We start from the raw sequence: 14649 nt of genomic DNA on the forward strand, positions 1-14649 counted from the left end.
GCTAAGGCGTTGATTTTAATGGTGCCCGGAGCCGGAATCGAACCGGCACGGCCCGAAGGCCGAGAGATTTTAAGTCTCTTGTGTCTACCAATTTCACCATCCGGGCATAGGAGGGGAAAATCTGAAGGCCGAGATTGTATAAGGCCTCGGAGCCTAACGCAATTCCGATGGCGCAGTTTGTTTATGATCTGGTTACTTCTTGAACAAAACCGCTATTTCAGCGCTTTCGTCGCCCTGCCCTTGTAGATATAACCTGCAATTTTCGGTGACTTGGGTATGTACAGGTTTTCCAGTTCCTGAATTTCAAACCCTGCGTGTTTGATCAGGTCTGCTATGTTGCGGTTCAAATGACAACCACCGGCTACTTTTTTCCAGCTTGGGTTTATGCGGTGCTGCCATTTATTTGTGTTCATGTCAGGCGACTCACCGTGCTCCAGGAAAAGCAGATCTCCCCCCGGTTTTAATACGCGTTTCATCTGTTGCAGGGCTTTGTGCCAGTCGGGGATTGTACATAGTGTGAACGTCAGCAATATTGTGTCGATAGAGTTGTCCTGCAGCGGAATTTGTTCTCCCGGAAGATCCAGCCACTCAACTTTGATGGGGGACCGGCTCAGATTAACCTGGGCTTTTCGGCGCATGCCCGCAGAAGGCTCAAGGCCGTAGATCATCTCTACCTGCTCATGATTGTAGTACTCAAGATTGATGCCTGACCCCATTCCAACTTCCAGCACTCGCCCTTTTGCTCTGGGCACCACCTGGCTACGAAGTTTCATAAGCTGGCCAGACGAGCAGACTTTATCAATGATATGCGGAAGTATGCGGTTCTCGTAAAAGCTCATCAGGCCACCATTTTGTTGTAGGTATTTCGTTGTCATATATCAAGGGTGCGACAAACTGCCCTACCCATCTCTGCTAAAATATTAGTACTATCAGATGTAACCGATGGTAATAACAATATAACTAACCGTCTTGTGCTGGTGAGCGGGTGCAGATCCGCTTGTTAAGATTGTCGTGTATTGCCGGAGGTTCCTATGGAACTAGATCCCCTCATCTTATCGCGAATCCAGTTCGCGTTTGTCGTGTCATTTCACGCCATTTTCCCGGTATTTACTATCGGGCTTGCTTCCTACATTGCCGTTCTCGAAGGCCTTGGGTTCAAAACCAAGAATCCTGTCTGGTTTAAGCTTTCCGGGTTCTGGACCAAGGTGTTTGCCGTAGTGTTCGGCATGGGGGTCGTCTCTGGTATCGTGATGTCGTTTCAATTCGGCACCAACTGGAGCAACTTTTCCCAGGCATCAGCCAACTTCCTGGGGCCGATTCTGAGTTATGAGGTGATCACCGCCTTTTTCCTGGAAGCGGCCTTTTTGGGTGTTCTGCTGTTCGGGCGTAATAAGGTACCGGCAGGTGTTCACCTCTTTGCCGCAATCATGGTGGCATCAGGTACCTTCATATCGTCTTTCTGGATTCTGTCGGCTAACAGTTGGATGCAGACTCCGGCCGGCACTGAGCTTCGCGATGGAGTCTTCCATGTTGTGTCATGGAGTGATGCCATCTTCAACCCTTCATTCTGGTATCGCTTCAGCCACATGGGTTTGGCGTCATTCCTGACTGGCAGCTTTGTCGTTGCGGGCGCGAGTGCCTGGTATTTGCTCAAAGGGCGGGAAGTTGAAGCCAACCGTAAAGCATTGTCTATGTGCTTATGGCTGTTGTTGTTCATTGCCCCTGCTCAATTACTGGTCGGTGATTTCCATGGTCTGAACACTCTGGAACACCAGCCTATGAAGGTCGCTGCAATGGAAGGCAACTGGGAAACTTCCCGGAATGTGCCTCTGCTGTTGTTTGCCTTACCGGATCAGGAAAATCAGACCAACCATTTCGAGATTGGTATTCCCAGCATGGCAAGCCTGATTCTCACGCACGATTGGGATGGAGAGGTGCCAGGGCTTAAGGAGGTTGCTGTCGAAGAGCAACCACCGGTTGCGATTGTGTTCTGGGCGTTCAGGATCATGGTCGGCCTGGGTACTTTGATGATTCTGTTTGCGTTGGTTGGCTTTGTCCTGCGTAAAGGTGGCCGTTATTACCAGGCCCGCTGGTATCTTCAAGGCTTGCGGTTTATGAGCATTACGCCCTTTATCGCGGTGTTGACTGGTTGGTTTGTAACGGAGGTCGGGCGTTCTCCCTGGTTGGTCTACGGGATAATGACTCAGGCAGAATCCGTTACCCCGTCACTGACAGGTGGCATGGCTCTGTTTACGTTGATTGGCTACATCCTTGTCTATGCATCGGTGTTCTCTGCCGGTGTCTATTACATGATGCGTGTGCTTTACGTTGGGCTGGAAGGCGATGACAGCGATATTGAGAACGAAGCTGACCGCCCTGCACGTCCGCTGTCTGCAGCCCATGTACCGTTCGAATATGAATCCGGTGATGGAGCATTGAAACACGCCATACCTGCCAACAATGGAGGTCAGTCATAATGGAAATGTTCGATCTTGCCCTTATCTGGGCATTTATCATCGGCTTCGGGCTGATTATGTATGTGCTGATGGATGGTTTTGATCTGGGCGTAGGAATTCTGTTCCCTTTCGCTCCATCAGAACAGGACAGGGATACTATGATGAATTCCGTTGCCCCCGTTTGGGATGGTAACGAGACCTGGCTTGTTCTGGGTGGCGCGGGCCTGCTGGCAGCCTTCCCGATGGTCTACACCATCCTTCTGCCCGCCATGTACATTGGCGTATTCCTGATGCTCGCGGGCCTGATCTTCCGCGGTGTTGCTTTTGAATTCCGGTTCAAAGCCCGTACCTCCCGCTACTTGTGGAACTGGGCTTTTGCCGGTGGTTCAATCGTCGCTACTTTTGCGCAAGGTGCTGTTGCAGGTGCCTATATTCAGGGTTTCAATACTGTTGATGGCGTCTATGTAGGCGGCGCTCTGGACTGGCTGACCCCCTTCACCGTGCTGACGGGTCTGGGTACAGTGGCTGGATATTCGTTGCTGGGTTCCACCTGGCTCATTCTGAAAACCGAAGGTCACCTGCAAGACTGGGCCTACCGGATTACCACGCCCTTGCTGGCTACGGTATTGGTGATCTTTGGTATCATCAGTGTGTGGACGCCGTTTGTGGACGACATGGTTCGGGAACGCTGGTTCTCCAATCTGGGCGTAATCTGGATTCTGCCGGCGTTAACACTGCTTTGCGCTTTCCAGATCTGGAACTCCGTGCGTAACCGTTCCGAAGGCATGCCGTTTGTGTCCACAATGGGCTTGTTCATCACCACTTACCTGGGGCTGGTTGTAAGCCGGTGGCCTTATGTTGTTCCACCTAATCACACCCTGTGGGATGCGGCCTCTGCCTATGACTCTCAGTTGTTCCTGCTGATTGGTCTGCTGTTTGTTATCCCCATTGTCCTTGTGTATACCGCCTGGACTTACTGGGTATTCCGCGGCAAGGTTCGTGCTGGCGAGGGGTATCACTAAGTGAGTTCGCCGGCCCAGTCAGATGTCAGGCACTGGCTGTCCGGGTTAGCCCGGAACAGCCGGCGCTGGGTTCAGGCAACTGTTTGGGCTGGCGTTCTGGTTGGGCTGGCGACCATCATTCAGATGGTTTTGCTGGCCTGGATTGTTTACCTGGGCGTTATCGAGGAACAACCTGTATCGAGCCTTACTCCCTGTTTTCTGGCTTTGATTTTGGTACTTGTGGTTCGGGCTGTTGGTCAGGCCCTGCAATCACGCTTTGCTGCTCGTTGCAGTGAGCAGGTTCGGAAACACGTTCGCCTGCAGCTCCATGAGCACTGGCAGTCACTTGGGCCGGTTGCCCTGTCAGATGCCTCATCTGCCTCCCTGACACGGGAATGGCTTGACCACGTTGAAGCGTTGCACGGTTACTTTGCCCGCTTTCTTCCGCAAATGATGTTGTCTGTTATTGTTCCGCTGGCAATACTGGCTCTGGTGTTTTGGCTGGACTGGTTAGCGGGTATTTTCCTTCTGCTATCTGCGCCTTTAATCCCCCTGTTTATGGCTTTGGTGGGTATGGGGGCGGAAAAAGTAAATCAACAACATTTTGAAACAGTCAGCCGGTTATCCGGCCAATTTCTCGACAAGGTGCGGGGGTTAACCACCCTGCAGCTTTTTGGCCAGACAGAACAGGCCAGCGAGACTCTCTACAAACGTTCTGACCAGTTTCGATTGATTACCATGAAGACTCTGAAAATCGCCTTTTTGTCTTCTGCGGTATTGGAGTTCTTTGCTTCGGTGGCCATTGCGGTCATCGCTATTTATATCGGTTTTGGCCTACTGGGCTACATTACCTTTGGCCCAAGCTCTGAGCTGACCCTGTTTTCGGGCCTTTTGATTCTTCTGCTTGCACCGGAATTCTTTCAGCCTTTACGTACGCTTTCCCAACACTATCACGACAGAGCTGCCGCCCTTGGCGCCAGTGCTGAGATTCTGGCCCGACTTAGCCAGCCAGCCACCGGTTCTGGCAGGCCGGCCAAGTTACCTCAAACGGTTTACGACAACACCGTGAATCTTAACGGCGTCAGTCTGAGCTACGGCGATGGCCCGGCGGTGTTCAACAATATTTTTCTTACGTTTAAACGGGGTGAAACCATTGTCCTTACTGGCCCTTCCGGAGGTGGGAAGTCTTCTTTGCTGCACCTGCTGGCCGGTTTCATCAATCCCGATACTGGTTGTATTTCTGTATTCGGACAGTCTCCCGGTGCTGCGCCATTTGGCTGGCTTGGCCAGAAAGGTTTCTGGATTCAGGGTTCATGGGCCGACAATCTTCGCATGACTAGCCCGGATGCTTCAGACGCAGCCATTGAAGCGGCACTGCGCAAGGTTGGGCTGGCGGATTTACTGGATAGCCGGGAGCAAGGTATCAATAGCCGCATTGGTGAAGATGGCCAGGGTTTATCGGGCGGACAGGCCCGCCGGCTTAGTCTGGCCCGGATCTTTCTGGCCGATTATGACCTGATTCTTCTGGATGAACCCACGGCCGGGCTGGATGCCACCAGCGAAATTTGTATTCTTGACGCTCTTCACAAGCTTTCTGAAGCCGGTAAGACTCTGATTTTATCCACCCACCATCAGGCGCTTTTCACGCTCGCTGACCGGGTGCTGGTTGTGAGCGATGGAGAAGTTCAAAATGCATGAACTCCGGCCCTGGCTTACTCTGATATTCCAAAGGCGGCGTCGCCTGTTCGTTGGTGCGCTGCTTCTATTGGCTACGTTTATATCCGGCATCGCATTGCTGGGCCTGTCAGGGTGGTTCCTCACTGAAACAGCTCTGGTTGGGCTAATGTTTGCTGCAGGCATTCAGGCTTATATCAATCTGTATGTGCCAGGTAGTGGCATTCGGTTTTTTGCAGTATCCCGAACGGTGGCACGTTATTTCGAGCGGTTGTATAACCACAACACGGTTCTGCGTCTGCTGACCGACATCCGTGTCACTCTGTTCAATCGGATGGCGGTTGCCGGCCACCGCGACAGGGGCCGTAAAACCGGTGCGCATTGGTTGTCACGACTGACTGCCGATGTAGACGCTCTGGATACGCTGTATTTAAGGCTGGTAGCGCCTGCGGCTTTGGCGGCCGTTGTTGCTTTGATGGTGGTTGTCCTGGCGTGGATACTGTTTAGCCTTCAGATTGCCCTGGTGTTACTGGCACTTCTGGCGCTAGCCTTTGTGATGGCCACCTGGAGTGTTTATCGAAGAACCCGGGAGCTGGCGGGGCAACTGAATGATCGGCAAGAGCATTTGCGTAGTGAAGTTATTGAACACCTGGAGGGGTTTGCCGAGCTGACAGCATCGGGTCGTACCGGTAAGCATGCTTCCCGCTTGATACGCCATTCGTTGACTCTGTCTAAAGAACAGGCCGTTGTCGACGCTCAGGTGGGCTGGCACCTTGCCCTTACCCAGTTTTTGATCAATCTATCATCAGTTGTGGCACTCTGGGCCGGGTTTGAGCTGTTCCAGAGCGGTGTTCTTTCGGGGCCTGTATTGGTTTTACTACCGATCGTTTTAATGGGGCTGGGAGAAGTTTACGCCATGCTGCCAGATGCATTCGGAAAGCTGGGAGCCACGGTGTCTGCGGCAAAACGCCTGAATGAAGATATTTTACCGGCTCCGGCGGGCTCTGTTTCGGGGATACTGAGCGCCACGTCTGATCACTCAGAACTAGCGCTCACCGCCACGGACATTACAGTTGGCCATCCCGGTTCTGCGCCAATCCTCAATCACTTTTCGATTGAAATCAAAGCGGGCGAGCGCCTTGGTATCGTGGGCGCGTCCGGGAGCGGTAAATCCTCCCTGGCAGACACCTTTGCCGGCGTTATACCGCCAATATCTGGCAACATCACTGCCCTGCCCTGTGCCTACCTCACTCAGACGACGGTGGTGTTTGAAGACACCGTTAAAGCCAACCTGTTGTTAGGTAATCCTGAGGCTTCGGATGCTGAGCTCTGGCGTGTACTTGAGTTAGTAGAGTTGGCAGATCGCTTTGCCCGCGAAGCAACTGGACTGGACACCTGGCTGGGCAGTGGAGGAAACCGGTTATCCGGAGGAGAAGCCCGCCGATTGGTTTTAGCGAGGGTATTACTCAGTAATGCGCCCTTGCTGATCCTGGATGAGCCCTTTACTGGCGTGGATTCAGAAACCCGAGACCGTATTGCACCACACATTGATCACTGGCTGGAAGGTCGGGCGGTTATCAGTCTGGGGCATGGGCCGGAAGCATTACTGCCATCCGGCCACACACTGCACCTGAATTAAGCTCAGCGGGTCTCAACCACCTCGAAAGTCAGGCCTGCGTTGCTGGTCAAACGCTCTAAAAGATGGCCGTTCAGGGCGGAGGCAGGTGTCCAGAAACCACCCGGAAGATCGTCTTTAACGTCTAAGGCCAGGCACAAACCTGCCTCGCCGAGCATTTTCCCGGTAGAACCGTACCCAGGGTCCCGATCTCCGGTTACTTTGGTGATCATGGTTTTGCCGTCTGGAGTACGCCCGACAAACCGGATATCGTAGAAACCCTTTTCCTGAGCCTCAGGGCTTGGGCCTTCTCCGGGTTTTGGTACCAGTTTTTCAACGATCCAGCGCGTTGGTTTGATGGCCGATGCGGTGAAAAAAGCGCCCAGTGCAGCCACCATACTATACGCGGTCAACCGGCCTTTGGTGCCCTTACCTGTCATGATGGCTTCATCGTATGTGAATTCCTTGCCATAGCGAGCATTCTGTAAGGCATTGGAGCGGTGTACAACACGTATGTTAATCGCCCCCATCACGAAGGGAGCTATCCATGAATTGAAGTCTTTGTCGAATTCGGCAGATTTAATGCCTGGCTGTCGCGTTTCTGATCTATGTTCAGGCGGGCAAATGGAGAACGGGTTAGCAAGTTCTTTTCGTAGCTTGGGATCAGCCCCGGCTTCCTTAGCAATGTTGATCATTGAAGCCACTGTGCCACCGGACAGGCCACCCTTGGCAACTTTAACCCTCAACCGTACGTCCTGGCAGGGTTGCCCAAAGGTTTTTTCGGCTTGCTGTTGAAGGAACCATACACCCATATCTGAGGGGATAGAGTCGAAGCCACAACAGTGAACAATACGCGCCCCGCTCTTTTTTGCCTGGTTTTCATAACGTTCAATCATCTTGCGAATCCACTGAACTTCGCCGGTCAGGTCACAGTAATCCGTTCCTGTTGCAACGCAGGCTTTAATCAGCGGTTCACCATACAGTGCATATGGGCCTACGGTTGAGATAACCACCCTGGCCTGATTGCACATGGCGGCTAGTGCTGCGTCATCGCTGGCATCGGCGAGGATAACGGGCAGGTTATCTGCGTTAGCGCCCAGCTCAGATTTAAGACCCTTGAGTTTACCTTCCGACCGACCTGCTATAGCCCATTTGATTTCTGCCCCCACGCCATAGTTTTCTGCAAGATAGTGGGTAAGAATCTGGCCCACAAAACTGGTCGCACCGAAGATGATCAGGTCGTAATTTGCCTTTGCCGTAGTGGTCATTTTTATTGTCCTTTTTCAAATGGATGACTGGCAATGATGGTAACAGGTTTATACAAAGGTTTTTCGCAGATTGCCTACCAATTAAGGGTTCATCACCCGGTATATCAAACCATTGCCCTGATCGTTAAAAAAACAAAAAAAGGCACCCGAAGGTGCCCTTTTTATAAGAGAATACAGAAAGTTACAGAACTTTCTTCAACTCTTCTTCAAGCTGAGGAACAGCTTCGAACAGATCTGCTACCAGGCCGTAATCGGCAACCTGGAAGATCGGTGCTTCTTCGTCTTTGTTGATCGCAACGATCACTTTGGACTCAGACATACCCGCCAGGTGCTGAATAGCACCGGAGATACCAACAGCTACGTACAGCTGAGGAGCAACGATTTTACCGGTTTGACCAACCTGCATATCGTTCGGTACGAAACCAGCATCAACTGCGGCACGGGACGCACCCACAGCTGCGCCCAGCAAATCGGCAACCTGCTCAAGCATCTTGAAGTTGTCGCCGTTCTGCATGCCACGACCACCGGAGATAACGATACCGGCGGATGCCAGGTCAGGACGGTCAGACTTAGCTTTCTCTTCACCTACGAAAGAAGACAGACCTGCGTCTTTAACAACATCAATCTGCTCTACAGAAGCTGAACCACCTTCGGCGGCAACCGGATCAAAACCAGTCGGGCGTACGGTGATTACTTTGATGCTGTCGCTGGCTTTAACAGTAGCAATAGCGTTACCAGCGTAGATCGGGCGTACAAATGTGTCAGCAGATTCAACACGGATGATGTCGGAAACCTGAGCAACGTCCAGCAGCGCTGCAACGCGCGGCATGAAATCTTTACCCGTAGTACCGGCAGAAGTCAGGATGTGGCTGTAGCCTTTACCTACTTCAGCAACCAGTTCACCCAGGTTCTCAGCCAGGAAGTGGCCGTATGCTGCATTATCTGCAACCAGAACCTTGTTAACGCCTTCTGCTTTAGCAGCGGCTTCAGCGATGGCACCTACGTTTTCACCAGCAACCAGCACGTCGATGTCACCACCGATGGCCTTGGCTGCCGCTACAACGTTCAGAGTAGCCTGCTTCAGGCTGCTGTTGTCGTGTTCAGCAATTACCAGGATGCTCATTTAGATCACCTTCGCTTCGTTCTTCAGTTTATCAACCAGCTCAGCAACGTCAGCTACCTTGATACCAGCCTGGCGTGAAGCAGGCGCTTCTACTTTCAGAGTGGTCAGACGTGGAGCGATTTCAACACCCAGATCGGCTGCGCTCATAACATCCAGAGGCTTCTTCTTAGCCTTCATGATGTTAGGCAGAGATGCGTAGCGTGGCTCGTTCAGACGCAGGTCTGTGGTAACGACCGCAGGCAGATTCAGAGCAACAGTCATCAGACCGCCGTCTACTTCGCGGGTTACGTTAACTTTGTCGCCGTCAACAACCACTTCAGAAGCGAAAGTACCCTGACCCATACCAGTCAGAGCAGCCAGCATCTGGCCAGTTTGGTTGTTGTCGGAATCGATAGACTGTTTGCCCAGAATAACCAGCTTCGGCTCTTCTTTCTCAACGACAGCTTTAAGCAGCTTGGCCGCTTCGAGGGACTGAACTTCTGCGTCAGTCTCGATGTGGATACCACGGTCAGCGCCCAGCGCCAAAGCAGTACGGATCTGCTCTTGAGAAGCTTTAGGGCCAATGGATACAACAACGATTTCAGTGGCAACGCCCTTCTCTTTCAGACGAACCGCTTCTTCTACAGCGATTTCGCAGAACGGGTTCATTGCCATCTTGACGTTGGCGAGATCAACACCGGTGTTGTCCGGCTTGACGCGCACCTTTACGTTGTAGTCGATAACTCGTTTTACAGCGACCAGAACCTTCATAGATTCCTCGTTCTTCTACAATGGGTTAAATGATGCACAATCCTTGACGAAGCGCCTGCTAAATAGTGCGTAACAATAATGCAGGGGATGCCCAAATGGGTAAATGCCCATTCGACGCGCCAGGACTGCGTTCACAGCCAATAGACCGGGTTGACCCAGCCAGGCAATGAGACGATACTAAAAATCGACTCAAAACACACGAAATTTCGGTGTATACGTACAATGCCAAAGGTGAGTGCAAATTTCAAACAAACGTTTGTTTGATTTGTCAATTGCGTTTATCCTTCGGCCTAATAACATTCATTAAAGCTGTATGAGGAGACCAACGTGGAACGCGAATCAATGGAATTTGATGTTCTGATCGTAGGCGGGGGCCCTGCGGGCCTATCGGCAGCCTGCCGCGTCATGCAACTGGCGCAAGAAGCCGGTGAAGAACTGACTGTCTGTGTAGTTGAAAAAGGTTCCGAGATTGGTGCACATATCCTCGCAGGCACCGTATTTGAGCCCACCGCTCTTAATGAGCTCTTTCCTGACTGGAAAGAGAAAGGTGCGCCTCTGAATACCCCTGTTACCCGTGACGATATCTTCCTGCTGAAAAACCAGGAAAAAGCCACAAAAGTTCCGAATGCCTTTGTGCCCAAGAACATGCACAACCACGGCAACTACATTATCAGTCTGGGTAACCTGTGCCGCTGGCTCGCTGAACAGGCTGAACAGCTGGGCGTTGAGGTTTACCCCGGTTTTGCCGCTTCTGAAACCATCATCGAAGATGGTCAGGTTAAAGGTATTATCACCGGCGATATGGGCGTAGCCCGTGACGGATCCCATAAAGACAGCTACATGCCTGGCATGGAACTGCGAGCTAAGTACACGTTGTTCACCGAGGGTTGTCGTGGTCATTTGGGCAAGCGCCTGATCAACGACTTCAAGCTGGATGAAGGTAAAGACCCGCAACACTACGGTATCGGTATTAAGGAATTGTGGGACATCGATCCGGCTAAACATGAGCCAGGCCTGGTTATTCACACCACTGGCTGGCCGCTCAACGAATCCGGCTCTACCGGCGGTTCTTTCCTGTACCACCTCGAAGGTGGCCAGGTGTATGTGGGCCTGATCACTGATCTTTCCTACAGCAACCCGCACCTGAGTCCGTTCGAAGAGTTCCAGCGCCTCAAGCACCACCCTGAAATCAAGAAATACCTTGAAGGCGGTAAGCGTGTTGCTTACGGTGCCCGCGCTATTGCCAAAGGCGGCTATAACGCTCTTCCGAAAATGAGTTTCCCGGGCGGTCTGCTGCTGGGTTGTGATGCCGGTACGCTGAACAGTTCCAAGATCAAAGGCTCTCACACAGCCATGAAATCCGGTCTGCTGGGCGCAGAAGCTGTGTTTGAAGCTCTTAAAGAAGGCAAAACTGGCGAAGAAATCACCAGCTTTGCGCAACGCTTTGAAGATAGCTGGCTGTACAAAGAGCTCTACGCGGAACGTAATTTCGGCCCGGGTATGCACAAATTCGGTAACATTGTTGGTGGAGCAATTGCATTCTTCGAGCAGAACATTCTGAATGGTAGTCTGCCCTTCACGTTCCACGACACCACTCCTGATTATGCCACCATGAAGCCGGCTGCAGAGTGCAAGAAGATCAACTATCCGAAGCCGGATAACAAGCTGACCTTTGACCGTTTGACCTCAGTGTTCATATCGAATACTAACCATGAGGAAGATCAGCCTATTCACCTGAAGCTGGCTGATCCCGACATCCCACTGAAGGAAAACCTTCCGAAGTACGACGAGCCCGCACAGCGTTACTGCCCTGCTGGCGTCTACGAGGTGGTTGAAGCGGAAGACGGTAGTGGTAAGAAGTTCCAGATTAATGCCCAGAACTGCGTTCACTGTAAGACCTGTGATATCAAGGATCCTGCACAGAACATTACCTGGGTCACGCCAGAAGGCAGTGGTGGGCCAAATTACCCCAACATGTAAGTTGCTGTTCTGAAAAAAGCCGGGATATTCCCGGCTTTTTTTTGTTCTTTGGCACAATAAAAAAACGGCTCCCGAAGGAGCCGTTTTCAATCAACCTTTCGGAAGAAATCAGTGCACGTGGCCGTGCTCTTTTTCTTCGTCAGTTGCTTCGCGAGCTTCTACCACTTCAACATCGAAATGCAGAGTCTCACCCGCCAGAGGGTGATTAGCATCGATAGTGACAGTTTCTTCGCTTACTTCAATAACACGAACAACCTGAGGGCCGCCCGGAGTCTGTGCCTGGAACTGCATGCCCGGCTCGATGGTGTCTACACCTTCAAAGGCGGAGCGAGGAACAGGCTGGATCAGCTCTTCGTTAACTTCGCCGTAGCCTTCAGCAGGAGCTACAGAAACTTTAACCTGATCGCCAGCGTTCTTTTCGTTCAGTGCGCTTTCCAGTCCACCGATGATGTTCTGTGCACCTTCCAGGTAAGACAGGGGCTCGCGACCTTCTACGCGGGATGAGTCAAGCTGCTCTCCCTGGTCATTAGTGAGCGTATAGTGGATGGTGACAACACGAGGTTGGGCCATGTGATCTCCTTGCGAGTCGCAGTGACTGTTTATTTAAATTGAAGGTAATCGAAAGTGAACGTGAACAGCCATACTGCACAGAGGAACTAACGACCACCGGCCTCGTTAGAGAGCCAGGCTCGATAACAAGAAAGAAAATACAGTTTAACAAGTGAGGGACTGCGTTTTCTACCTTCTTTATTGAGACGGCTTAACGGTTTTCAAGCGCTCGCCCCGATTTTCCAGAACTTTCCGTTGCTGACAACGCCAACAACGGACTTCCCGCCTATCTCACGCTCTTCAGCCAAAGCGACTAAATCATAAAATGTCTGGGTTCCCAGACGCGCTTCCACCCCATGACGCACAAGGATGACCGGCCGGGGCTCATCACTGCCTGGGTAGTTGCATACGATCAACGGGTGCTCGTCACTGATCTCAAGGGTTTCATCCATGTTTGTAGTGAGCGTCAGAACCTGGCTCTCACCTTCTCCGGTGGTATTCAATGTGTGCGCCAGTAACGGTGCATCTTCCACCTTGATTCGCCACTTTTCGACGGGCGTCAACAGGTAATAATGTCCATCGTCTTCGCGGCGCAAAATAGTGGAGAAAAGCTTAATTGTTGCGGTGCGCTTAATCGGCTCGCCTTTGAAAACCCACTGGCCATCCCGGGTTATCACCAGGTCCATGTCACCAGATAATTCGGGGTGCCAATTTTCAAGGGGCGGCAACCCCTGTTGCCCGGTATTCTGTGTCACGGCTTTAGCGATATCGTCTGGTTTTGCGCTCACTACAGAACTCCTGCTTCGTCAGTAAAGCCGTGGTTAAAGGCCGCGCATTGACTCAGGCCTCAAAGGCACTGCGCCAGGCTGAGTAATGGCAAGATTAACCTGATCAAGCAAACGCTTCTTGTCTTTTCCGAGCGTACCTTTCAGAACCAGGTAGTTTGATGCGTGGTCACTCCGGAAAATGGTATTTTCCAGTTCAAGATGCTCAAGAAACAGACGAATCTCTTCAAACAGCCCTTGCTGATTGAGGGGTTCAAAATCATCACCAAAACCTTCACGAAAACGTTCTTCACCTTGCGGAAAACTGACCACCAAGGTTGACAGGTAATCTGGCTGTGTTTCGTTGCACAGAGTCGCTGTATTGATCGCATGCTGCCGGGACAGAGTCTGGCCTCCGAGCCCATTCAGCACCATCACAGAGCTTGTCAGGCCGGCCTGCTTGATTTTATTCAACGCAGCCCGGGTAGATTCCCAGCTTTCCCCTTTGTTCACCCGTCGCAGTACTTCGTCATCACCTGACTCCATACCAACATAAAGGATTCCGAGCCCCGCATCGCGGAGCTCTTTGAGCTCTTCTACTGATTTTTTAGCCAGGTTTCTGGGAAGACAGTAACTGGATACTCGCTGAAGCTCCGGGAAGCCCTTTTTCAAGTCCTGAAGAATGTCGAGTAACCGGCGGGTAGGCAAAACCATGGCATCACCATCTGCCAGAAATACGCGAGGAACTCGACCAAAAGCCTTGGCGGCTTTCTCTATATCGGTACGGATATCGTCAGGCTTACGGGCGCGGAATTTCTTCTGGGGCTGCGTGTACATTTCACAAAACGTACATTTATTCCAGGAACACCCGTTAGTCACTGGGAGGATAAGGGATTTTGCCTCACTGGGAGGCCTGAACACTGGTTCGATATAGTCAATCGGAAAGCTGTACATAGTGGCTCAGCATTAAAAACAAGAATGAAGGTTCGTTATAACTATCGGGGCAAAATTTGTCTTTTCAAACTCGCACAGCCCGGCCCGACAACCTGCATATCTAACAACACCGCCTGGGATGTCATGAATGGCATGCCTCTGCGGTGGCCTTCCGTTAATAATGTGGTCAGGGTTCCAACCAGTGGCATATGGGAAACCAGCATTAACGGAGACTCGTGGTTTTCCAGGAGAGCATCAAAGCAGTGCCCTGGGTCGTCATCGGGTGTAATGAAAGGCTTTTCTTCTACCGGACAGCCCAGAATATCCGCTACGATAGCCGCCGTTTGTTGTGCACGAACCAAAGGGCTGCACCAGATCAGGCTTGGTCTTGAAGATGATTGGGCTATTTGTTCAGCCACTTTAGCTACAGCCTTACGGCCGGATTCTGTCAGCTCTCGCTCATGGTCCAGAGAGTGCCAGTCTGCCTCACCGTGGCGCATGATGATCAGTTCCATAACACTCTCTCCTTTGTTTCT

At 51.8% G+C, this 14649-nt stretch carries 13 protein-coding genes and 1 tRNA gene; 5 read left to right on the forward strand and 9 right to left on the reverse strand.

From position 1 onward, the window contains the following. Positions 1-19 precede the first annotated feature (19 nt). Positions 20-106 (reverse strand) — tRNA-Leu (locus tag ABYA77_RS06255). Positions 107-212: 106 nt separating this feature from the next. Continuing rightward, positions 213-839, reverse strand: a complete 627-nt coding sequence (locus ABYA77_RS06260; RefSeq protein WP_372965097.1) for a class I SAM-dependent methyltransferase — start codon at positions 837-839, stop codon at positions 213-215. 192 nt (positions 840-1031) lie between these two features. Between ABYA77_RS06260 and ABYA77_RS06265 the strand changes: the two genes are divergently transcribed. From ABYA77_RS06265 to cydC, 4 genes are read left to right on the forward strand one after another with little or no spacing between them, the layout of a single operon-like run. After that, complete coding sequence (locus ABYA77_RS06265; RefSeq protein ID WP_372965098.1) at positions 1032-2477, forward strand: cytochrome ubiquinol oxidase subunit I; 1446 nt, start codon at positions 1032-1034, stop codon at positions 2475-2477. Then, positions 2477-3478, forward strand: coding sequence for a cytochrome d ubiquinol oxidase subunit II (gene cydB / locus ABYA77_RS06270; protein WP_372965099.1), 1002 nt, complete (start codon positions 2477-2479; stop codon positions 3476-3478). Before ABYA77_RS06265 ends, cydB begins: the two co-directional genes overlap by 1 nt. Beyond that, positions 3479-5155, forward strand: coding sequence for a thiol reductant ABC exporter subunit CydD (gene cydD, locus ABYA77_RS06275; RefSeq protein ID WP_372965100.1), 1677 nt, complete (start codon positions 3479-3481; stop codon positions 5153-5155). Further along, on the forward strand, positions 5148-6770 hold the full coding sequence (gene cydC, locus ABYA77_RS06280) for a thiol reductant ABC exporter subunit CydC (protein WP_372965101.1): 1623 nt from the start codon (positions 5148-5150) through the stop codon (positions 6768-6770). Before cydD ends, cydC begins: the two co-directional genes overlap by 8 nt. A 2-nt stretch (positions 6771-6772) precedes the next feature. Here the strand turns inward: cydC and ABYA77_RS06285 are convergent, their stop codons facing one another. The 3 genes from ABYA77_RS06285 to ABYA77_RS06295 all read right to left on the reverse strand — a co-directional run bounded on the left by ABYA77_RS06285 (position 6773) and on the right by ABYA77_RS06295 (position 9887). Beyond that, positions 6773-8014, reverse strand: coding sequence for a trans-acting enoyl reductase family protein (locus ABYA77_RS06285; RefSeq protein WP_372965102.1), 1242 nt, complete (start codon positions 8012-8014; stop codon positions 6773-6775). A gap of 181 nt (positions 8015-8195) precedes the next feature. Beyond that, positions 8196-9137: an electron transfer flavoprotein subunit alpha/FixB family protein gene (locus ABYA77_RS06290; RefSeq protein WP_372965103.1), complete on the reverse strand. Its 942-nt coding sequence runs from the start codon at positions 9135-9137 to the stop codon at positions 8196-8198. Further along, positions 9138-9887 (reverse strand): electron transfer flavoprotein subunit beta/FixA family protein, encoded by a 750-nt coding sequence (locus ABYA77_RS06295; protein ID WP_372965104.1) that lies wholly within the window; start codon positions 9885-9887, stop codon positions 9138-9140. 327 nt (positions 9888-10214) lie between these two features. Between ABYA77_RS06295 and ABYA77_RS06300 the strand changes: the two genes are divergently transcribed. After that, positions 10215-11867, forward strand: coding sequence for an electron transfer flavoprotein-ubiquinone oxidoreductase (locus ABYA77_RS06300; protein WP_372965105.1), 1653 nt, complete (start codon positions 10215-10217; stop codon positions 11865-11867). A gap of 108 nt (positions 11868-11975) precedes the next feature. Here ABYA77_RS06300 and ABYA77_RS06305 read toward each other — a convergent pair whose 3' ends face one another. The 4 genes from ABYA77_RS06305 to sixA all read right to left on the reverse strand — a co-directional run bounded on the left by ABYA77_RS06305 (position 11976) and on the right by sixA (position 14628). Then, positions 11976-12437 (reverse strand): peptidylprolyl isomerase, encoded by a 462-nt coding sequence (locus tag ABYA77_RS06305; RefSeq protein ID WP_372965106.1) that lies wholly within the window; start codon positions 12435-12437, stop codon positions 11976-11978. 200 nt (positions 12438-12637) lie between these two features. Then, positions 12638-13204 carry a DUF1285 domain-containing protein gene (locus ABYA77_RS06310; RefSeq protein WP_372965107.1) on the reverse strand — a complete coding sequence of 189 codons (567 nt, stop codon included), beginning with the start codon at positions 13202-13204 and terminating at the stop codon, positions 12638-12640. Between the two features lie 33 nt (positions 13205-13237). Then, positions 13238-14134 (reverse strand): radical SAM protein, encoded by an 897-nt coding sequence (locus ABYA77_RS06315; RefSeq protein WP_372965108.1) that lies wholly within the window; start codon positions 14132-14134, stop codon positions 13238-13240. A 41-nt stretch (positions 14135-14175) separates the two neighbouring features. Then, positions 14176-14628 (reverse strand): phosphohistidine phosphatase SixA, encoded by a 453-nt coding sequence (sixA, locus tag ABYA77_RS06320; protein WP_372965109.1) that lies wholly within the window; start codon positions 14626-14628, stop codon positions 14176-14178. Positions 14629-14649 lie beyond the last annotated feature (21 nt).

Source organism: Marinobacter sp. (assembly GCF_041595835.1).
GTDB lineage: Bacteria > Pseudomonadota > Gammaproteobacteria > Pseudomonadales > Oleiphilaceae > Marinobacter.